At 53.6% G+C, this 21,366-nt stretch carries 21 protein-coding genes; 4 read left to right on the top strand and 17 right to left on the bottom strand.

Features of this window, described 5'->3' with window-relative positions:
• Positions 1-127: 127 nt before the first annotated feature.
• Complete coding sequence (gene tpiA, locus A0G03_RS11325) at positions 128-895, bottom strand: triose-phosphate isomerase (RefSeq protein WP_048263075.1); 768 nt, start codon at positions 893-895, stop codon at positions 128-130.
• A gap of 157 nt (positions 896-1,052) precedes the next feature.
• The gene (locus tag A0G03_RS11320) at positions 1,053-1,652 is read right to left on the bottom strand and encodes a YiiQ family protein (protein ID WP_048263073.1); all 600 of its coding nucleotides are present in this window, start codon (positions 1,650-1,652) and stop codon (positions 1,053-1,055) included.
• A 197-nt stretch (positions 1,653-1,849) separates the two neighbouring features.
• On the opposite strand from A0G03_RS11320, the gene A0G03_RS11315 reads away from it, so the two are divergent.
• Entirely contained in the window at positions 1,850-2,272 is a 423-nt protein-coding gene (locus tag A0G03_RS11315) for a DUF805 domain-containing protein (protein WP_048263071.1), read from the top strand.
• Between the two features lie 18 nt (positions 2,273-2,290).
• Here the strand turns inward: A0G03_RS11315 and fpr are convergent, their stop codons facing one another.
• The 4 genes from fpr to A0G03_RS11295 all read right to left on the bottom strand — a co-directional run bounded on the left by fpr (position 2,291) and on the right by A0G03_RS11295 (position 7,002).
• Entirely contained in the window at positions 2,291-3,037 is a 747-nt protein-coding gene (fpr, locus tag A0G03_RS11310) for a ferredoxin--NADP(+) reductase (protein ID WP_048263069.1), read from the bottom strand.
• Between the two features lie 306 nt (positions 3,038-3,343).
• Positions 3,344-4,354 (bottom strand): class II fructose-bisphosphatase, encoded by a 1,011-nt coding sequence (gene glpX / locus A0G03_RS11305; protein WP_048263066.1) that lies wholly within the window; start codon positions 4,352-4,354, stop codon positions 3,344-3,346.
• Positions 4,355-4,597: 243 nt separating this feature from the next.
• Positions 4,598-6,109, bottom strand: a complete 1,512-nt coding sequence (gene glpK, locus A0G03_RS11300) for a glycerol kinase GlpK (RefSeq protein ID WP_048263064.1) — start codon at positions 6,107-6,109, stop codon at positions 4,598-4,600.
• A 53-nt stretch (positions 6,110-6,162) separates the two neighbouring features.
• Positions 6,163-7,002: an MIP/aquaporin family protein gene (locus tag A0G03_RS11295; protein ID WP_048263061.1), complete on the bottom strand. Its 840-nt coding sequence runs from the start codon at positions 7,000-7,002 to the stop codon at positions 6,163-6,165.
• A 550-nt stretch (positions 7,003-7,552) separates the two neighbouring features.
• On the opposite strand from A0G03_RS11295, the gene zapB reads away from it, so the two are divergent.
• A complete protein-coding gene (gene zapB / locus A0G03_RS11290) occupies positions 7,553-7,792 on the top strand; it encodes a septal ring assembly protein ZapB (RefSeq protein WP_005973326.1) in 240 nt (79 codons plus the stop codon).
• A gap of 118 nt (positions 7,793-7,910) precedes the next feature.
• Here the strand turns inward: zapB and rraA are convergent, their stop codons facing one another.
• From rraA to priA, 7 genes are all read right to left on the bottom strand, one after another.
• On the bottom strand, positions 7,911-8,396 hold the full coding sequence (rraA, locus tag A0G03_RS11285; protein ID WP_005973328.1) for a ribonuclease E activity regulator RraA: 486 nt from the start codon (positions 8,394-8,396) through the stop codon (positions 7,911-7,913).
• Positions 8,397-8,530: 134 nt separating this feature from the next.
• Entirely contained in the window at positions 8,531-9,448 is a 918-nt protein-coding gene (locus tag A0G03_RS11280; protein WP_048263060.1) for a 1,4-dihydroxy-2-naphthoate polyprenyltransferase, read from the bottom strand.
• A 145-nt stretch (positions 9,449-9,593) separates the two neighbouring features.
• Positions 9,594-10,925, bottom strand: a complete 1,332-nt coding sequence (gene hslU / locus A0G03_RS11275) for an HslU--HslV peptidase ATPase subunit (protein ID WP_048263059.1) — start codon at positions 10,923-10,925, stop codon at positions 9,594-9,596.
• Positions 10,926-10,934: 9 nt separating this feature from the next.
• Entirely contained in the window at positions 10,935-11,465 is a 531-nt protein-coding gene (gene hslV / locus A0G03_RS11270) for an ATP-dependent protease subunit HslV (protein WP_011095730.1), read from the bottom strand.
• Positions 11,466-11,548: 83 nt separating this feature from the next.
• The gene (gene ftsN / locus A0G03_RS11265) at positions 11,549-12,424 is read right to left on the bottom strand and encodes a cell division protein FtsN (protein ID WP_072062074.1); all 876 of its coding nucleotides are present in this window, start codon (positions 12,422-12,424) and stop codon (positions 11,549-11,551) included.
• Between the two features lie 213 nt (positions 12,425-12,637).
• Positions 12,638-13,681, bottom strand: a complete 1,044-nt coding sequence (gene cytR, locus A0G03_RS11260; RefSeq protein ID WP_048263056.1) for a DNA-binding transcriptional regulator CytR — start codon at positions 13,679-13,681, stop codon at positions 12,638-12,640.
• 271 nt (positions 13,682-13,952) lie between these two features.
• A complete protein-coding gene (gene priA / locus A0G03_RS11255) occupies positions 13,953-16,151 on the bottom strand; it encodes a primosomal protein N' (RefSeq protein ID WP_048263054.1) in 2,199 nt (732 codons plus the stop codon).
• Positions 16,152-16,421: 270 nt separating this feature from the next.
• On the opposite strand from priA, the gene rpmE reads away from it, so the two are divergent.
• Positions 16,422-16,637, top strand: a complete 216-nt coding sequence (rpmE, locus tag A0G03_RS11250) for a 50S ribosomal protein L31 (RefSeq protein WP_011095726.1) — start codon at positions 16,422-16,424, stop codon at positions 16,635-16,637.
• Between the two features lie 83 nt (positions 16,638-16,720).
• On the opposite strand, the gene A0G03_RS11245 is transcribed toward rpmE, so the two are convergent.
• The 4 genes from A0G03_RS11245 to metJ form a co-directional block, all read right to left on the bottom strand.
• On the bottom strand, positions 16,721-17,725 hold the full coding sequence (locus tag A0G03_RS11245) for a FecCD family ABC transporter permease (RefSeq protein ID WP_048263051.1): 1,005 nt from the start codon (positions 17,723-17,725) through the stop codon (positions 16,721-16,723).
• Positions 17,722-18,684 (bottom strand): ABC transporter substrate-binding protein, encoded by a 963-nt coding sequence (locus A0G03_RS11240; protein WP_048263048.1) that lies wholly within the window; start codon positions 18,682-18,684, stop codon positions 17,722-17,724. The genes A0G03_RS11245 and A0G03_RS11240 overlap by 4 nt, the downstream gene beginning before the upstream one ends.
• A gap of 9 nt (positions 18,685-18,693) precedes the next feature.
• Positions 18,694-19,491 carry an ABC transporter ATP-binding protein gene (locus tag A0G03_RS11235; RefSeq protein WP_048263046.1) on the bottom strand — a complete coding sequence of 266 codons (798 nt, stop codon included), beginning with the start codon at positions 19,489-19,491 and terminating at the stop codon, positions 18,694-18,696.
• Between the two features lie 207 nt (positions 19,492-19,698).
• Positions 19,699-20,016: a met regulon transcriptional regulator MetJ gene (gene metJ / locus A0G03_RS11230; RefSeq protein ID WP_005973355.1), complete on the bottom strand. Its 318-nt coding sequence runs from the start codon at positions 20,014-20,016 to the stop codon at positions 19,699-19,701.
• A gap of 187 nt (positions 20,017-20,203) precedes the next feature.
• Between metJ and metB the strand changes: the two genes are divergently transcribed.
• Positions 20,204-21,364, top strand: coding sequence for a cystathionine gamma-synthase (metB, locus tag A0G03_RS11225; protein ID WP_005973357.1), 1,161 nt, complete (start codon positions 20,204-20,206; stop codon positions 21,362-21,364).
• Positions 21,365-21,366: the final 2 nt, after the last annotated feature.

Raw genomic sequence — 21,366 nt, 5'->3', positions numbered from 1 at the left:
GTGAACGGATGGCTTAAAAGAAGGGTAGTGAGTGTCCTGCTCGTCATAAAAAAAGCCGGTTGGCGCAATAGCGTGAACCGGCTTTTTTATCAGACGAACATTTGTCCGTCTGTTTTTCGATAAAAACTTAGCCGCGTTTAGCGTCGGCTGCAGCTTTCACGATAACGGCAAAAGCGTCGGCTTTCAGTGATGCACCACCGACCAGCGCGCCGTCGATGTCTGGCTGAGTGAACAGCTCTGCGGCATTCGCAGCATTAACAGAACCGCCGTACTGAATGATAACTTGTTCGGCAATAGCCGCATCTTGTTTGGCAATGTGGTCACGGATGAATTTGTGAACAGCCTGAGCCTGTGCTGGCGTTGCAGATTTACCGGTACCGATAGCCCATACAGGTTCGTAGGCCACAACGGTGTTTTCAAACGCTTTCGCGCCCAGCGTATTCAGCACGGCATCCAGTTGACGTGCGCACACGGCTTCGGTCTGGCCTGCTTCGTTTTCGGCTTCAGTTTCGCCAATGCACAGTACTGGAATCAGGCCTGCATCTTTCAGCACACCAAATTTCTTCGCAATGAATTCATCGCTTTCTTTATGGTAAGTACGACGCTCAGAGTGGCCAATGATGATGTATTTCGCACCGATATCTTTCAGCATGTCGGCAGACGTTTCGCCGGTGAAAGCACCAGAAAGGTTTACGTCAACGTTCTGCGCACCCAGTGCAATGCGGCTGCCTGCCAGTTGGTGATTAGCCTGATCGAGGTAGATTGCAGGGGGGGCAATGGCTACGCCACAACCGTCAACGGTGCTGAGCTCTTTACGCAGGCCCGCGATCAGTTCGTTGACCATGTTGGTGCTGCCGTTCAGCTTCCAGTTACCCATAACTAATGGATGTCGCATCTTTTTTCCTCCAGCCGGAATCGCAGTGAATCAATGTGTTAATGAATAAACGCATTAATGAAGTAAACAGTACTGCCGTTAGGCAATATAACTTGCCCACAGTATAGAGACGAAATGTGACCGTGGCTCTGTTTTTTGTCATTAATTACCGTGTTGATCACGGTTCAGATAGCGTTAGCTTAATCGGTTCAACAGCAAAAGTTAGCCCTTTTTCGCCGTCATCTGCAACAACATAGCGTAAGGCTCCTTCCGTTTGCTGATAAAAGCGCTGTCCTTTGCCTTTTCCCAGCAGTTCGGTGACTTTTTTCATACTTTGTTCTTCCGTCAGCGACGGGGCGAACGTGCGTGCCAGTGCTGCCATATAGTCGATGGCCTGTTTACGACGCGCTGCGGTTTCTTGTTCGTTCTGCGGCTGCGGTAGCCAGGTGATTTGCAGTGTTTTGATTTTCCCTGTGCCTTTCTCTAGCGCGGTTGAAGCATAGAGGTGGTCGTTGATCCGGCTAGCTGCACGGGTCAACATGCTGATGATATTGCCGGTATCGACAACCCGAAATTCACCGATCGGCAGCGTCGGGTTACTCAGGTTATAGCGGGAACGGAATTGCGTGATGGTTTGATCGAAGGTTGGGGCACCGGCCAGCAGGTACGGCGCATTGGCTGAAGCTTTGGGCGGAAACGTTGGATCGGCTCCCGCGTGAGTCTGGTACAGCACCAGCGATGATAAAACCAACAGTGAAGCGATGCGTTTTCGTGTCATAGGGGTTCGGGTCAACCACTTCATAAGATGTCCAGGCCGATAACGGCAGAATACGTTTGATTAAAGCGGCATTTGTACGTCGTTGTCAAAAATCGCGTAAAGATTGCAGGTAAACATCTTGGTTGAGGTAAAATCGCTCGGGCTAAAATACAGATTAATTCGGCCAGACAGGCTAATAATTCAGGGCGTTATCGTTAATGACATTACAGCAATGGTGCTTCTCGTTTAAAGGCCGTATTGGCCGTCGTGATTTCTGGCTCTGGATGGCTATTTGGGTAGCGCTGATGGCGGTATTGTTTACGCTTTCTGGCCAAAACTGGCTAGATACGCAACTTACGGCGTTTGGTTTGGTGGTATTACTGTGGCCGACAGCGGCGATGATGGTGAAGCGGCTACATGACCGTAACAAAAGTGGCTGGTGGGCGCTGCTGTTAGTGGTGGCGTGGGTATTAGCCTCAGGGAATTGGTACATGTTTTCCGCTATCTGGCAGTGGGGCATTGGCCGCTTCTTGCCGATCCTGATTGTCGTGATGACGTTGCTCGACTGCGGCGTTTTTCTGGGGACAAAAGGGGAAAACCGATTTGGAGCAGAGGCGGAGCCGTTTCGCTTCCGCCGCTAATTGGGAATAATTCGCTGTTTACCAATAGTTCTCGGCAGTCATATGACCGGGCCTGCGGCGCAGGTGCTTGGTCATTTGCCGCTCTTCTTTCAGCAACAGCTGAGTATCACGCACCATCTGCGGGTTACCGCACAGCATGACATGGCTGGTGGCGGTATCCATCGGTAAGCCCACAGCGGCTTCCAGCGTGCCGTTGCTGATCAACGTAGGAATACGGCCTGTCAGTGAGCCTGCTTCCTCTTCCCGGCTAACCACCGTTTGAATATGCAGTTTGCCGTGGTAGCGCTGCTGTAACTGCTGCATCAGCGGCAGATAGCTCAGATCGCGTGAAAACCGAGCGGCATGAACCAGCACGATGTTCTTAAAACGCTCCAGATCCTTGCCTTCTTGAAGGATCGACAAATAAGGGCCGATGCCCGTGCCTGTTGCCAGCATCCATAGCGTTTCACAATCAGGAATCTCTTCCAGCACGAAAAAGCCAGCGGCCTCTTTGACGATCATGACTTCCGAACCCGGCTGCATGGCATGCAGATGAGGGCTAAGTTTGCCTTCCGGCACGGTCACCAGATAGAACTCAAGTGTAGGATCGCTAGGTGCATTCACGTACGAATACGCGCGCTGCACTTTTTCACCCTCAATCTCCAGCGCCAGCTTGCCATACTGCCCGGCAGTGAATGAATCGGCGGGTGCATGAACCCGAATGCTAAACAGACTTTCTGTCCAGTTCTCTACCTGAACCACTTTGCCTGTTACCCACTCAGCCATAATTTTCTGCTCCTGTTGTACCCGTCATACTTCAAGCTGCATGTGCGTTGGCAATACTCGGCTCATCTCTGAGCCTCGCCCTGAGGGGCCGCCGCAAGCGGCGTTCAAATTGGCTAAGCCAATTTGTTCTTACTCACCCCAGTCACTTACTTGAGTAAGCTCCTGGGGACTCGCGCGATTGCCGCCTGCCTGCAACTCGAATTATCTAGAGGTATCGACGCCATTATTCGTGCACGTCAGTCGTGCGTCTAAGATACGCCATTTATTAACAACTGTGAAACAATCAGTCAGCCGGACAGTGGCCTGCTACAACAGGAATTCGTGCAGCTTGCGATCCTTACGATCCAGATAGTGCGTCGATTTAATCCGGCGGATCGTACGAGATTTACCGCGGATCAATAGTGTTTCTGTGGTGGCCATGTTGCCTTTACGCGCGATTCCGTCCAGCAAATCACCTTTGGTGATGCCAGTCGCGGAGAAAATCACGTTATCGTTGCGCGCCATGTCATCAAGTTTGAGGACACCACCCGCTTCGATGCCCATTTGTCGGCAGCGTGCCAGCTCGTCTTCGCCTATGCGGCGGTTTTCAGCGCTATCGCCTTTCACTTCATGACGTGCCAGCAAGCGCCCTTGCATGTCGCCGTCGAGCGCACGGATAACCGCTGCCGAGATAACGCCTTCTGGCGCACCGCCGATGCCGTACAGTACGTCAACTTCGCTGTCCGGCATGCAGGTGAGGATTGATGCGGCTACGTCGCCGTCTGGAATGGCGAACACTTTCACTCCCAACTGCTGCATTTCCGCGATGCAGGCATCGTGACGCGGTTTAGCCAATGTAGTTACGGTTAACTGGTTGAGCGGTTTACCTAGCTTCAGCGCGACATTGCGCAGGTTATCCGCCAGCGGCAGGTTGAGGTCAATCGACCCTTTCGCTTCAGGCCCGACGATCAGCTTTTCCATGTACATGTCTGGCGCGTGCAGAAATGTCCCTTTTTCGCCGACGGCCAGCACGGCTAGCGCATTCGCCTGACCCATTGCTGTCATCCGCGTGCCTTCAATCGGATCGACAGCGATATCAACGGCATCGCCCTTACCGGTACCGACCTGTTCACCGATGAACAACATGGGCGCTTCGTCGATTTCCCCTTCGCCGATGACAATCTGACCGTTGATATTGACCTGATTTAGCATAATCCGCATTGCCTGTACGGCGGCATTGTCTGCGGCATTCTTATCGCCACGGCCTAACCACTTATAGCCTGCCAGCGCGGCTGCTTCGGTGACGCGCGAGAACTCGATGGCTAATTCACGTTTCATAAATACCTGTCTGTTGTCGTTCGGAAGGGAGTCGCCTTATGTTAGCCACTTAAGCCTGAATTTAGGGGGAAACACGGTGATGGGGTTCCCGCAGGGAGACCTCGCACCGTGGTCGCCCCCGGTATCTCGGTTCTTAAACGATCAACATTAGGATATGGAATAGGATTTTATCACAACGGGGAAGGGGGGCGGTTAAGTGATGCGGAAAAAACGGACGCGACAGGCGCGCCCGCTATGGGGGAGTTAGGCGTCGTGATCTTCCCAGTTACGAGCACGAGCAACGGCTTTCTGCCAGCCGCTGTAGCGCACGTTACGTTCCACCGTTTCGATACTAGGGCGGAATTCACGCTCAATAGTCGCTTTGCTCTTCACTTCATCCAGATCGTTCCAGAAACCAGTGGCAAGGCCAGCCAGGAAAGCGGCACCCAGCGCGGTGGATTCACGCACTTCCGGACGTTCCACGCGCGTGCCGAGGATATCGGATTGGAACTGCATCAGGAAGTTGTTGGCGACTGCGCCACCGTCAACACGCAGTGATTTCAGACGCGTACCTGCATCTGCCTGCATTGCATCCAGCACGTCACGGGTCTGGAAGGCGATGGATTCCAGCGTTGCACGGATGATGTGGTTAGCATTCACGCCACGGGTCAGGCCGAAGATCGCGCCACGGGCATACGGGTCCCAGTAAGGAGCGCCCAAACCGGTGAAGGCGGGTACGACATAGACGCCATTGGTATCCTTCACTTTCGTTGCGAAGTACTCAGAATCCATGGAGTCGCCGATGAGCTTCAGCTCGTCACGCAGCCACTGGATAGAGGCACCGCCAACGAACACGGAACCTTCCAGCGCGTAGTTCACTTCGCCGCGTGGGCCGCAGGCGATGGTGGTCAACAAACCGTGTTTGGACTGCACGGCTTCTTTACCGGTATTCATCAACAGGAAACAGCCGGTGCCGTAGGTATTTTTTGCCTGCCCAGGATTGACGCAGAGCTGGCCGTACAGCGCCGCCTGCTGGTCACCTGCGATACCAGCGATAGGAATACGCGTGCCGCCTTTACCGCCGATGTTGGTCTGACCGTAAACTTCTGAAGACGCGCGCACTTCCGGCAGCATCTCGCGCGGGATATCCAGCGCTTCCAGCATGCGGGTGTCCCATTCCAGCGTATGAATGTTGAACAGCATGGTGCGGGAGGCGTTGGTGTAATCCGTTACGTGAACACGCCCTTGTGTCATTTTCCAAATTAGCCAGGTATCGATGGTACCAAACAGCAGTTCGCCGCGTTTAGCGCGTTCACGGGAGCCTTCAACGTGGTCCAGAATCCATTTCACTTTGGTGCCAGAGAAGTAGGGGTCGACTACTAGTCCGGTGGTGTTGCGAACGTACTCTTCTAGGCCGTCTTTCTTCAGTTTCTCGCAAATTTCAGCGGTACGACGACACTGCCAGACGATGGCGTTATAAATCGGCTTGCCGCTCTCTTTTTCCCATACGACGGTGGTTTCACGCTGGTTGGTGATACCAATACCTGCGACTTCATCCGCGCTGATATCGGCTTTCGCTAGTACTTCGACCAGCGTTGAGCTTTGTGTGGCCCAAATTTCCATCGGGTCGTGCTCTACCCAGCCCGCTTTTGGGTAAATCTGGGTGAATTCACGCTGTGAAACGCTAACGATATTCGCATCGTGATCCAGTACGACGGCGCGGGAGCTGGTTGTGCCCTGGTCGATCGCGACAATGTATTTTTTTTCCGGGTTCATAAATCCAATCCTGTAATGATTAACCGTGAAATAGGATGGTCGTGGCGTTAAGTTTAACGGCTTTCACGACGCGTAGTAGCTTCTGCCTCGGGTTCGCACACATCGCATGGCAGATTACGGCCAATCAGTGCGCGATAACCGAAGGCACCCAGACAGGCACCGATAATCGGGCCAAAGATAGGAACCAGGAAGTAAGGGATTTCGCGTGCGCCAGTAAAGGCGACGTTGCCCCAGCCCGCGAGAAAAGCGAACAGCTTAGGACCAAAGTCACGCGCCGGGTTGAGGGCGAAGCCAGTCAACGGCCCCATGGATGCACCGATAACGGCAATTAGAATACCGATCAGCAGGGGAGCAAGCGGCCCGCGCGGGATGCCGTTACCATCATCGGTCAATGCCAGAATCAGGCACATCAGAATCGCGGTGATGACAGTTTCAACCAACAGCGCCTGCATAACGGAAATGTGCGGGTTCGGGTACGTGGAGAAAATGCCCGCTAAGCTCAGGCTTTCCGTGCTGCCGCGCACCATATTGTTGGTTTGTTCAAAATCGACGAACAGATTGTAATACAGGCCGTAGACCAGTGCGGCGGCACAAAATGCCCCTGCAATCTGCGCCACAATGTAAGGCACAACCTTGCGTCCATCGAAGCAGGCAAACAGCCACAGGGCGATAGTGACGGCCGGGTTGAGGTGAGCACCGGAAATGGCGGCGGTCAGATAGATTGCCATCGCAACCCCCAGACCCCAAATGATGCTGATCTCCCATTGCCCGAAGCTGGCTCCCGCCAGTTTCAAGGCGGCGACGCAGCCGACACCGAAGAAAATCAGCAGGCCAGTACCGAGAAATTCGGCGATGCACTGGCCTCTTAGCGTTGAACGTTCTGCTTGGCTCATATTTTTTTCCTGCTGGGTAACGTACAGAGTGGTAGGTCTAAGGATACCGTCTGGCGGCATCCCCTGTTTTAAATGTATTTATGATGTGAATTTATCGTTAATGAGCGAAAACGAGAAATATCGAAATTGAAATGTGTGTTGCGCGTCAAGAAAATGAGCGTATTCGCTTATAAAATGACTCGTAGTGGTTTTTCGTCCACGGTTGATAGTAACGCTCAGGTTAAATTTATTAACACAATCGGAGTAACGGAGAAGTAAACGGGGGCGTTTTCAGTTTGAGTCGCTCGTTTTTCGGTTTGTATTGCCGGTTTTTCAGTTTGTACTGATAGTGTTAAGTAAGAAAAGCTGCGACACTCGCGTAGTGGGGGATGTGCGCTAGACAGGGGGCCATTGGCTACATACAATTTCGTTATGGTCTGTCTTGCCAGCCGTCCCGCGGTCAGGATTATGTTTGCGGGCGGATGACGCGACACCGTGAGTGTTGGTTACAGAGTCCGAAAGCCAGCGTTAACCGATCTTTGCCTTGTTGCGATTAAAAGGGGTTTGAAGAATGTCATTTGAAGTGTTTGAAAAGCTGGAAGCGAAAGTTCAGCAGGCGATTGATACTATCACGCTGTTGCAAATGGAAATTGAAGAGCTGAAAGAGCAGAACAACACACTGTCGCAGGATGTTCAGGCGGCAGCGGGTTCACGTGAAGCGCTGGTGCGCGAGAACGAACAGTTGAAAGAAGAGCAAGTAGTGTGGCAAGAGCGCCTGCGCGCGCTGTTAGGCAAAATGGAAGAAGTCTAAGTAGACTTACTGGCTCAGGCGAAGGAACGGCTTATCGATTGAGCCAAATAAAAAAGGGCGTATATCGCCCTTTTTTGTGATGATGTTGCCGCAATAAAAACGCAGAAACTCAACGATATTATTCAATATCCAGCGGGTCTTCCGACAGAATAATGCCCGTGTTGTCGGCATACAGATGGTCACCGGAGAAGAAGGTTACGCCACCGAAGTTGACGCGGATATCGCTTTCGCCAATGCCTTCGCTACCTGCGCCGACCGGAATGGCTGCCATCGCCTGAATACCGATATCCAGCTCCGCTAAATCGTCAACCTGACGCACCGCGCCATACACGACAATGCCTTCCCACTCGTTTTGGGTCGCCAGTCGAGCGATCTCCGCATTGATCAACGCGCGGCGCACTGAACCCCCGCCATCGATCAGAAGTACGCGCCCGAGGCCGTTTTCTTCAAGAAGATCAAAAAGCAGGCCGTTATCCTCAAAACATTTCACTGTGGTGATTTTGCCACCAAATGAAGTACGCCCACCAAAGTTGGAGAACAGAGGCTCAACAACATTCACCTCTTCGTGATAGATATCGCACAGTTCGGAAGTATCGTATTTCATAGGATTAACGTCAGGTTGCCGCCGGAATCATGAGTATATCCCTTTCTGACAGCTGTTGGCAAAATCATCAAATGTTAACTTGATGCGCATCAGTAAATGCATGCCGCTTTTTGCCTGTGCTCAATTTACCCGCACTAACTCAGTATCACGCCAACGGCGAACAAAATATTGGTCAACAGCGCGCCTTTCACCGTTTTTTCCAACATTGGACGCATACTGAAGGCGCTACTTTCACGCAGTACATAACGGGCCTGCTTAATCAGCAGCGGGAGTGCCAGAATAAAGAGCCAGCCCGCCAGACTGTGCAGATAAAACGTCGCGAACAGGCCAAGGCAAACTGGAGCCAGCAGCAGCAGTATCGTGTGGTAGAAGCGTGCTTTTTCCGCGCCAAGACGTACCGCCAGCGTGTTTTTCCCACTGATGCGGTCGTTGTCGATATCGCGCAGGTTATTGATATTCAGAACGGCTGTTGCCAATAGACCACAGGCCGTCGCAGGCAGCATAACAACGCTGTCGAAGTGGCCAGTTTGCAAATAATACGACCCCGCGACGCTAAGCCAGCCGAAAAAGATGAGCACCGAGATATCGCCGAGCCCGATATAGCCGTAGGGTTTATTGCCGACGGTATAAGTGATAGCGGCGAAAATCGCCAGTAGCCCTAGAATCAGGAAACCGAAGATATCCGCTGGTTTTTCACAGGCGAGAATCACCAGACTCACACCCGAAATGATGGTGAGTGCCACGGTTACGATTAGCGCATTGCGCAGTTGCGACAGCGTAATGACACCCGTTTGGATGCCGCGCAACGGCCCGATGCGTTCTTCGGTATCGCTGCCTTTTATCGCATCCCCATAGTCGTTCGCCAGATTGGAGAGGATTTGCAGCAGTCCGGCGGTTAACAACGCCAGTAATGCTACGCCCGGTTTAAAACTGCTATGCCAGCTCGCAATCGCCGAGCCGGTGACGATGGAGGCAAAAGCTAATGGCAACGTTTTTGGACGAAGACTATCCAGCCAGGCTTTGGTTTTGCTGCTATGGGTCGATATGGTCATGGTGTGCTTCAATTTTTATTGACGATTCAATTGCGTGAATCATCCGTTTATAAACAAAAAAAGTCAGTGATGGCGGTGCCAGAAACAAAAGTGGGAGGCCTACGCCTCCCACTTTATCGTTAATAGTGCGATCCGCGAAAACGGATTATAAGATAAATCGGCTCAGATCTTCATCTGCTACTAATTCATCCAGATGACTACGTACATAATCTGCGTCAATCATAACGCTTTGACCATTCATTTCGCTAGCGTCGTAAGAAACGTCTTCGATCAGACGCTCCATAACGGTATGCAGACGACGCGCGCCGATATTCTCGGTGCTTTCGTTCACCTGCCAGGCGGCTTCGGCAATGCGACGGATACCATCGGCGGTGAATGAAATATCGACACCTTCCGTCGCCATCAGCGCTTTGTACTGTTCGGTCAGCGAGGCGCTCGGCTCTGTCAGGATGCGCTCGAAATCTTCTGTCGTCAGCGCTTGCAATTCCACACGAATCGGCAGACGTCCCTGCAACTCTGGAATCAGATCGGACGGGCTGGCAACCTGGAATGCGCCCGACGCGATAAACAGGATGTGGTCAGTTTTGACCATACCGTGCTTGGTCGATACGGTGCAGCCTTCAACCAGCGGCAGCAGGTCGCGCTGAACGCCTTCACGAGAAACATCCGGGCCGGAGCTTTCGCCACGCTTACAAATTTTGTCGATTTCGTCGATGAACACGATACCGTGCTGCTCAACGGCTTCAATCGCCTGCTGTTTCAGCTCTTCTGGGTTCACCAACTTAGCCGCTTCTTCTTCTATCAGCAGCTTGAAAGCATCTTTAATTTTGACCTTACGCGCTTTCTGCTTCTGTCCTGCCAGATTCTGGAACATGGACTGTAGCTGATTGGTCATCTCTTCCATGCCCGGCGGAGCCATGATCTCTACGCCAACGGGGGCGGCTGCCAGATCGATTTCGATCTCTTTGTCGTCCAACTGGCCTTCACGCAGTTTCTTGCGGAATGCCTGACGGGTTGCGGAAGGCTCCTGAGTGCCTTCTGATTGTCCCCAGTTGTTTTTCGCCGGAGGAATCAGCACGTCCAAAATGCGGTCTTCCGCCATCTCTTCCGCACGGAAGCGGTTTTTTTCGATGGACTGGTGACGCACCATTTTGATCGCGGAATCCGTCAGATCGCGGATGATGGAATCAACTTCCTTACCCACGTAGCCAACTTCGGTGAATTTGGTCGCTTCCACTTTGATGAACGGCGCATTGGCGAGCTTCGCGAGGCGACGAGCGATTTCGGTTTTACCTACGCCAGTCGGGCCGATCATGAGAATGTTTTTAGGCGTCACTTCATGGCGGAGTGCTTCGTCCAACTGCATACGGCGCCAGCGGTTACGCAGCGCGATGGAAACGGCGCGTTTTGCTTTGTGCTGGCCGATGATATAGCTGTCGAGTTCGCTGACTATCTCGCGCGGGGTCATTTCAGACATAGTTGATCCTTACGCCTTGGAGGCTAATTCTTCTATCGTGTGGAACTGGTTGGTGTAGATACAGATGTCGCCAGCAATCCCCAGAGATTTCTCGACGATATCACGGGCACCCAGTTCGGTATTTTCCAGTAAAGCACGGGCTGCGGCCTGCGCATAAGGGCCGCCGGAGCCAATAGCGATCAGATCGTTCTCAGGCTGCACGACATCGCCATTACCAGTAATGATCAGTGAGGCATTTTCGTCCGCGACAGCCAGCAAGGCCTCCAGTCGACGCAGCATACGGTCGGTACGCCAGTCTTTCGCCAGCTCGACAGCGGCTTTCACCAGATGACCCTGGTGCAGTTCCAGCTTGCGCTCGAAAAGCTCAAAAAGGGTGAAGGCATCCGCGGTGCCACCGGCGAAACCGGCGATGACGCGGTCATGGTAGAGGCGACGTACTTTACGTACGTTGCCTTTCATCACGGTGTTGCCCAGAGTGGCTTGTCCATCACCGCCAATGACCACTTGGCCGTTGCGGCGTACGCTTACAATTGTTGTCACGAGTCAGTCCCCGTTTGAAGAAAAAGACCCCCGCATGATTCGGGGCACATTGATGTTATAGATGGGGGAAAGCGTGGGGTTTTTCAACCCCCGCTAGCAAGAGGAATACAGTTTGATGCGCCCGCACCTTTAAGACGTTGAAGCATGCTATCGGCGGCAGCGCGGTTGTTGTAAGGCCCCAGCATGATGCGGTTCCAGCCACCGTTGGAGGTGATGCGGCTTTCGATACCCGCAAACGCCAGCTGCGCTCTCACGGATTCGGCGGGGTCCATAGTTTTGAAGGAGCCGCATTGAATCGCCCAGCGTTGTGTTTTTTCGACTTTTGGTGCTTCAGGCTGTTTGACCAGCTGTTGCTTCGGTGCTTCCTGTTTTGGTGTTTCTTGTCTTGGAATGTCTTGCCTTGGAACAACAGGCGTCGTTTGCGTAACGACTGGTGCACGCGTTGCAGGCTGGGTTGTCACAACAGGCGGTTGCTGCATCGATTGCGTCGGTGGCTTAATGGTCACCTGTGAACGCGGAACCTGCGTCTGGTCGTTATACGGCACCTCAGAAAGCTGCGTTGGCTGACGCCGCATATCAGACTGCATCTGTTCCAACAGCTGGCGCTGTTCATCTGTCAACTGCACAGGCGACCGGATCTCTCCACCCGCCGAAGGTTCCGTTGGCGTCGTAACGCCCAATTGACGATTTTCCAGCTCTTTGATGTAACGCCAACGTTCTTCCGGCTTGGGTGGCAACCCGTTACCCTTGCCCACGTTCTGATGCGGAAGGACAGGGGAGTCGTCGGGTTTATTATGGGCGATAAAGTACAGACCGCCCGCGAAGGTGACCAAAACGGCAACAGCGAGCGCGACCATTGTTTTGGACGCGCCTGAAGCGTTGCCTTTTTTTCGGCTATTTGTCGTTTTCCGACGCGTTGCTGATGAACGTCCTCGGCTCACGTAGTCTCTTTGTGCCACTGTCGTTTCGCTGTGAATTGATAGGTAAATGTACCCGTCATACTTCAAGTTGCATGTGCGTTGGCTACGTTCACTCACCCGAATCACTTACCTGAGTAAGCTCATCGGGATTCCTTCCCTTGCCGCCTTCCTGAAACTCGAATTATTTAGGGGATAACATAATTAGGGGGTCATGTTACTGAACCCTCAAATATTTGACCAGCACCTGAAGTCTTAAAGCCTGTTACGGGCGTAATTTGGCGCGGCGACGCTGTCTCGTATAACCAGCTCACTGGACAACAGACGTGAACCGCTTTGTACTGTGTTACCTTGCAACTGCTCTAAGAGTAGCAGCATTGCCTCGCGTCCGATCTGATAGCGTGGTTGAGCGACAGAAGTCAGAGGAGGCCAGCAGTACTGCGCTTGCTCAATATCGTCGAAGCCGATGATGGAGAGATCGCGCGGGATATCCAGCCCCATCTTTCGGGCCTGCGCCAGCACGCCCAACGCCATGAGATCGCTATGGCAGAAGATAGCGCTGGGTGGCTGTGGATGTTGCATCAGCGCAATCAGGCCGTTGATTCCCGTTTCGTAGGTGAAATCGCCCCGAAAGATATACTGGTTATCGATAAGAGTTCCGTTACGGCGCAGGGCTTGAATATACCCTTGCAAGCGGTATTGGCTCAGATGCATGTGCTCTGGGCCCGCAATGCAGGCGATACGCTGATGACCGGCCTGATGCAAATAGTGTACGGCTTCAAAGGCGGCAGTCAGGTTATCGATGTGCACGGTTGGTAGCGCCAGGTCTGGCGAAAACTCATTCGCCATCACCATCGGTGGCAGATTGCGCTGCTCTTCCTGGCCTGCATCAAACGGCAGATTAGAACCGAGCAACACCATACCGTCGATCTGTTTGGTAATAATCAGGTCGACGAAGGTTTTCTCTTTCTGATGTTGATGAGCGCAATCGCCAATCAACACCAGATAGCCGTGTTCGGCTGCCGTTTCCTCGATCCCACGAAATATTTCAGAGAAATAAGGATCGCAGATATCTGGCACGATCGTCAGGATCGTACGTGACTCGTTACGCTTGAGGTTTCTGTTGAGTGCGTGAGGCGAATAGCCAACGGCGATGACAGCCTGCTCGACCTTCCTGCGGGTGGTCGCAGAGACTTTCTCTGGGTTCATTAACGTTCGGGATACGGTGGCGGTGGAAACGCCCGCCTCATCCGCCACGTCTTTCATCGTCGCCGTGGTGACGCCTTTCTTCTGCTTCAACGCTTTTCTCCTTGCGTCAGCGTTAACTGGCGCTGACTGCCAGCAGAACGCTCCTGTCTGCTGACTCTCTATGATTACGGGTAACGCTTTTCGGCGCAGTATGCCAACCGTGTAGCACCGGGCTCCAGCATACTGCCTGCGCAAACAGTGATAACAGATTGAACGCAGGTTTTGTTGCTTAATTTGCACAGAAAGTGTGATGAATGTCGTGTTCTCGACGCCGCTCGCAAAAAATGTGTGGCAAGAAACCGAAATGATCTAACAGGAAACGCTAACCGTCGGTGGGGTCGACATCCAGCATCCATTTCACTTTACGTGCTTGCGGTAGCGTACCGATCAGCGCCAACGACGTTCTGACCAGTTTCTGTAACAACGCTCTGGAGGGATGTTGTAGTAAGAGCTGCCAGCGGAAGCGCCCCGCACGTTTTGGCTGCAAAGCGGGCACCGGGCCCAGTAGCCAAAGTGATTCATCCCGCAGCGGGCTCGCCTCCAGCAGATTACGCAATTGCTGGAGGAATAAAGCGGCCTGCTGATTATCGTGATCGTCAGCGCGGAAGATGATATGGCTGGTAAATGGTGGCAGAAAAACACTTTTTCGTTCTGTAAGCGCCTGGCTGGCAAAGGCATCGTAGCCCTGTTGCAGTAGCGTTTGTAATAGCGGGTGTTCTGGGTGGTGAGTTTGCAGCGCTACCTCGCCAGCCTTGCCTGCACGCCCCGCGCGACCTGCCACCTGAGTGTAGAGCTGGGCAAAACGTTCGGCTGCGCGGAAGTCGGCGGAGAACAGCGAGCCGTCAACGTCCAGTAAAGCAACCAGCGTGACGTCAGGGAAATGGTGGCCTTTCGCCAACATCTGTGTGCCGATAAGAAGACGTGCGCCTCCCAGCCTGACCTGGGAGAGCTGCTGCTCAAGTGCGCCTTTACGGCTGGTGGTATCACGGTCGATGCGGGTGATCGGGACATCTGGAAAGATCGGGGCAAGACTTTGTTCCAACTGCTCGGTGCCTAGACCGACGGGCACCATATTGGTTGAACCGCAGCCGGGGCACTGTTGTGGAACCGGACGCTGGCTGTCGCAGTGGTGGCAACGCAACATCTTCTGATGCTGGTGGTAGGTATAATAGTGATCGCAGCGCTGACATTCGGCGATCCAGCCGCATTCATGGCACATCACCACGGGGGCGAACCCGCGCCGGTTGAGGAACAAAATAACCTGATTATCGTTCGTCAGATGGTGACGGATACGGGTAATCAGCGGCTGAGATAATCCTGCTGTTAGCGGCAAGCCTTTCAGATCGATAACATGCTGTTTGGCCAGTGCGGCATTGCCTGCTCGTTTGGTCAGATTCAGTCGTCGATACTTGCCGATCTGGACGTTATATAGCGTTTCCAGTGCGGGCGTCGCTGTTCCCATCACAATCGGAATATCTTCCTCTCTGGCGCGGAAGACTGCCAAATCACGGGCGTGATAGCGCCAGCCTTCCTGCTGCTTGTAAGAGCTGTCATGTTCTTCATCGATCACAATCAGCCCTAAACGCGCAAAGGGGGTAAATAGCGCGGACCGCGTCCCTATGACGATTGCGGCTTCACCGCTGCGGGCGCGCAGCCAGACGGCGAGGCGTTCGCTGTCGTTGAGTGCCGAATGCAGTACATCCACCGGGGCGTTAAAACGTTCGCGGAAACGGGCGATGGTTTGTGGCGTCAGGCCAATTTCTGGCACTAACACCAGCGCCTGTTTACCCTGTGCCAGCACGTTTTCCAACACGCTGAGATAGACTTCGGTTTTACCCGAACCGGTGATTCCCGCGAGCAACCAGGCGGCAAAGTGGTTATCTTCGCTGCGAATAGCGCCAACGGCGGTGGCCTGCTCAGTATTCAGGCGCAGGCGTTCAGTAGCCATGCTAAAACTCTGACGCCAGTCATGAGGCGTTTGCTCTGCGGCTTTTAACTCGCATAATCCCTTGCTGCGCAGCGCCTGTAACGCCGTCTCCGTCAGCCCGATTTCGCTCACTTGGTGGCGATAAAGTGGTGACTGAAGTAACGCCGCCAGTGCCTGCTGCTGTTTAGCGGCGCGTTTGAGTGCGCTGAGCGGTGTCGCCCGGCCTTGTTCGGTGGCAAACCACTGCCAGAGTGGTGCGCGGTGCGCGGGTTTCCCCTGACGCAGCAATATCGGCAGCGCATGGAACAGCACTTCGCCGATCGGATAGTGATAGTACTCGACTGCCCACAGTAAAATACGCCACAGGCTGGGGGGAAACAGCGGCTGTTCGTCCAGCACGTCATGCACGGGTTTTAATTGCTCAAGCGGAAGTGCGCTGGTGTCGCTCAGTGCGGTAATAATGCCGATAGCTTTGCGGTTACCAAAAGAGACGCTGACGCGTGTGCCGACCTGCGGAGTCACTCCTCCTGCGGGTAGCAAATAATCGAATGTACGTGCCAGTGGCACGGGCAAAGCGACCTGAGCGACAGACATAACTTCTCCGTGGTAGTCGACGTGATTTGCGCGGTGATCCACGACATAACCGAACGGTCTATATCATGCGCGACGCAGGTAAAAAATAAAGCAAGGCGCTAGTGTACATGCTGCGAGGGATAATGTGTGGATGCGATTGCATCGGGGTATCAGATTCTGTATGATCCGCCGCCATTGTGCCGTTCGCATAATGAACTTACTTACTCAACTTTCGTGTGGTGTCTGGCGGAACAGGGCTGGATAGCGACACGGCCTTAACAGAGGTTTCCCATGAAAAAAGGTATTCACCCGAATTATTCTGAAGTTACTGTAACTTGCTCTTGCGGTAACGTGATCAAAACCCATTCTACCGTGGGTCGTGACCTGAACCTGGACGTCTGTGGCGAATGTCACCCGTTCTACACCGGCAAACAACGTGATGTTGCAAGCGGTGGCCGTGTTGACCGCTTCAACAAGCGTTTCTCCGTACCAGGCGCTAAAAAATAAGTTCTACTGGCTAATTATTGGCACAGTAACTTTCAACAAAGGCACCTATCGGTGCCTTTGTTGTTTCTAGCGTATCAATATCCCTACTGATGTTTCACTAGCAGCCCCAGAACGAAAATACCGCCTAATCCTGCCGTAATAATCCCGATAGGTAATTCCTGCGGCGCGAGTAGCTGCCGGCTGAGCCAATCGCCACCGCACAGCAGTATCGCCCCGAGCACCGCTGTCAGCGGCAGAAGCTTTTTGTGCAACACGCCGCTCAACGGGCGAGCCAGATGGGGAATCATCAGTCCGATAAACCCGATCACGCCGGTCAGCGCGACCAATAGCGAGGTGGCGAACGCGCAGCAGATGAAGATTTCCACTCGTACGCGAGACAGATTAACCCCCATTGAAGCCGCAGTTTGCCCGCCTGCCAACAGCGCATCAAGCGCACGCCAGCGCAGGGCGGTGAGGCTAAATAGCAGCAGGACGCTGAACACCGCAAAAGGTAAGGTATCCCAACGGGCAAGCCCCAGCCCGCCGAGTGACCAGAAAAGAATTGAGCTGGCAGCGCGTTGATCGCCGGAAAACACCAGATAATTCGTCAACGCGCCGAACAGAAAAGAGATCGCTAATCCGCAGATGATCAAGCGTTCTGCGCCACGCGCCTGTTGCAGCAGAAACAGCACGGTCACGGCGACGGCCGATAATATTCCGCCACAGAAGGCCGCTACTGGCAGTGCCCAGTCACCGAGTTGCTCACCAAAACGAGTGATGACAGCGACGGCACCCGCCGAGGCTCCGGCAGACAGGCCGAACAAAAAAGGGTCAGCCAGATCGTTGCGAGTCGCCGTTTGCAGAAAGGCACCGACCATCGCTAAACCCGCGCCACACAACGCTGCCAGCAGGCTGCGGGGAATGCGCAGCTCCAGAATGATGCGTGAGGTCATCGGCGAGACGTCTGCTGACGATAGCCCCAATACGCTGGCGACCTGCGTAAGGGGAATCGTCGTGCTGCCTGTCGCAATATTTAACAGCATCAGCCCAACCAATATCAGCAGCGCGATAACGAAAGTCGCGGCATAACGTGAAGACGTTGGGCTCACTTAAAGGCATCCGGGTAAAGGGCGTGCGCCAGTTTATCAATGGCAGTGATGTTGGCGGGCCCTGGTGTTAGCTCCGCATATTGGAGCTTCAGATAACGATGTTGCTGTACCGCAGGGGTAAATTTCATCAGCGGGTGTGATTCCAAAAAGAGTCTTAATGCCTCTGCGCCGTTGCCCGTCTGGTAATCCAGCAAAATGATAAAATCAGGCTCGCGTGCCGCCACGCTTTCCCACGATGTGGAGGCCCAGCTCGTTTCCATATCGTCCATCACGTTCTTGCCACCCGCTGCCTCAATGATGGCGGTTGGCATAGCGAATTTACCGCTGGTAAAAGGCTTATCGTCGCCAGAGTCATACAGAAAAATCTTCTGCTTTGGCCGATTGCCGATACGGGCTTGCAGGGTGGCAAGGTGCTGTTTCCAGCCATCGACCTGTTCCTGAACTTGTTCCTGCTTACCGAAGATTTTCCCCAGCTTCAGCAGGTCGCCATAGAGCAGATCCATGCTGGCTTTCGGACGCTGCTGTTGCTGTTCGGTGAAAACACAGCTTTCGCTAAGAACGAGGGTCTGAATACCGTATTTTTTCAGCGACTGCGGTGTGACTTCTCCGCCTACTTTCATGCCGTAGTTCCACCCGGCAAAGAAGAAATCCGGATGTACGGCCAGCAGGTTTTCCAACGTCGGGTATTTTGCTGCCAGTTCAGGGATCGTGCCCTGCTGATGGATAAAATCTGGCGTTGCTTTATACCAGCCAGTGATTCCGGTCAGCCCAACGATATTTTTTTGTAAGCCCAGTACAAACGCCATCTCTGCCATATTCAGGTCATGAATAACGGCGCGCTGTGGAGGCTGGGTAAAGGTTAGCGGTTGCCCACAGCTGTCGACCGTGACCGGAAAACCCGATGCATGTGCCCAGCACGACGTCAATGCCAGCAGTCCAGACAGAAGCGTTATTTTCATCAGGGTTCCTTAGTGCAGTTCAGGGGCTTCAAAGATGCGAATGGGTGAACCGTTTAGCGGATGTGGCACCGTAAAGCTTTCCATCCCAAATACGGATTTCACACAGTCAGCGCTCAGCGCGTGTGCAGGCGTTCCCCAGCGGAGTAGCGCACCCTGCTGCAAAACGGCGACGCGATCGGCAAAGGGCGTAATCAATGGCAGATCGTGCAATACCGCTAGTGTTGAAATACCGCGTTTCCGCACGAGAGACAGCAACTGCGCGCGCGCTAACGGATCGAGATGGTTGGTCGGTTCATCCAGCAGCAGGAGCTGCGGCGTTTGTGCAAACGCGCGTGCCAGCGCGGCACGCTGACGTTCCCCGCCGGAGAGTGTACCCAGCAGGCGGTGGCGCAGCGGTAGTAATCCGGTATCGTCCAGCGCTTCATCAATGAGTTGGCGATCGTGCGTAGGTGTGCTGAATCCATGGTGCGGAATGCGCCCTAAGGCGACATATTCCGCGACCCGCAGGCGCAGGTCTGGTGCATCACTTTGCGCCAGAATCGCGATGCGCTTTGCTCGCTCATGACGGCTGAGTGCGTTCAGCGGTTGACCGTTCAAATGGACATACCCTGCCGTTGCGCTAAGTTCACTGGTCAGCACGCGCAACAGCGTGGATTTGCCGCTGCCATTTGGCCCAATCAGTGCCAAACGCTCGCCCGAGTGCATGGACAACGAAATATCACTGAGTCTTGGAGCCCGATGGGCGTCGGCAACGGAAACATGGTGAAGCTGTAGCAGTACAGGTTTGTTGGAGAGAGGCTCTGTCATGATGCGGCATATCACCGTTATATGCTAAAAATGATATGTTATAACATAACAAATTAAATGCAATCTCGATTCACAACGTGGGCGGAAAAGGAAACGAGTGGAAGAAGAGAGGGCGGTTGATGTTAATGAGGCGTGGTGTGTCTTTGCATAACAAAACCCCGCCAAAAAAAGCGGGGTTTTGTTAGAAAGATCGATTGCAACGAGCGATCAGTATTCCCACGTATCCGGGTCGATACCCATTTCACGCATGATGATTTTCGCTGCCTCAGGAATTTCATCGCTGCGCTCTTTACGCAGGTCTTCATCATTCGGTAACGGTTGACCTGTGAACGCATGCAGAAACGCTTCGCACAGCAGCTCGCTGTTGGTGGCGTGGCGCAGGTTGTTCACCTGACGACGTGTGCGTTCGTCAGTTAGTATCTTCAATACTTTCAAGGGAATAGATACTGTTATCTTCTTGACCTGTTCGCTTTTTTTACCGTGTTCAGCGTAAGGGCTGACATACTCGCCGTTCCACTCAGCCATGGGATACCTTAAAAATTAATCTAATGAAGACAGCATCTGTCATGAAATGCCACAATTCTAGCGGTTATTATGCTTATGCTCAATCTATACGCAAAGAAGTTTAGATGTCTAGATGTGTTGACGTCTATTAAAACTGCGTTTACTCTTGAGTTCCTATCTTTTCAGCCTCCAGCCAGGAAATGAGCCGATGACGCGTAAACAGGCAACGATCGCAGTCCGCAGTGGGTTAAATGATGACGAGCAGTATGGCTGCGTTGTCCCCCCCATTCACCTCTCCAGCACGTATAACTTTACCGGATTCAATCAGCCACGCGCACACGACTATTCGCGTCGCGGTAACCCTACGCGTGATGTGGTACAGCGTGCGCTTGCCGAACTGGAAGGCGGTGCGGGTGCGGTAATGACGAGCAGCGGGATGTCGGCGATTATGCTGGTTTGCACGGTGTTCCTGCGCCCTGGCGATTTGCTGGTGGCTCCGCATGACTGCTACGGCGGTAGTTATCGTCTGTTTGACAGCCTGAGCAAGCGCGGCGCGTTTCGCGTCAAATTTGTCGATCAAGGTGATACTCATGCGCTCAACGCGGCGTTGGCAGAAAAGCCGAAGCTCGTGCTGGTGGAAAGTCCGAGCAATCCGCTGCTGCGTGTCGTCGATATTGCTGCGATTTGTCAGGCTGCGCGGGAAGCGGGTGCAGTCAGCGTGGTGGATAACACCTTCCTGAGCCCGGCGTTGCAGAAGCCGCTGGAACTGGGAGCCGATCTGGTGGTGCATTCATGTACCAAGTACCTGAATGGTCACTCCGACGTGGTGGCGGGTGCCGTGATCGCCAAAGATGTCGATACCATTACTGAACTGGCCTGGTGGGCGAACAATATTGGTGTGACGGGCGCGGCGTTTGACAGTTATCTGCTGCTACGTGGCCTGCGTACCTTATCGCCGCGCATGGCGGCCGCGCAGCGTAATGCGCAACAAGTGGTTGAATTCTTACAGACACAGCCGTTGGTGAAAGCTCTGTATCATCCTTCACTGCCGAACAATCCCGGCCATGATATTGCCCGTCGTCAACAATCTGGTTTTGGCGCTATGCTAAGTTTTGAGCTGGATGGAGATGAAGACACCCTGCGACGTTTTCTGGCCTCGCTGGAGCTGTTCACGCTGGCGGAATCGCTTGGCGGGGTTGAGAGCCTCATCTCTCATGCTGCAACGATGACGCATGCGGGTATGGCGCCAGAGGCGCGTGCCGCAGCGGGTATCTCTGAAACATTACTGCGTATTTCCACCGGCATTGAAGACGGCGATGATCTGGTTGCCGATCTGGATCGTGCGTTTCAAGCCGCAGCCAAGAGGTAAGA

Source organism: Pectobacterium peruviense (assembly GCF_002847345.1).
Taxonomy (GTDB): Bacteria; Pseudomonadota; Gammaproteobacteria; order Enterobacterales; family Enterobacteriaceae; genus Pectobacterium; species Pectobacterium peruviense.
The sequence above is the reverse complement of the archived record's forward strand: the minus strand, read 5'-3'. Positions and strand labels throughout refer to the sequence as shown.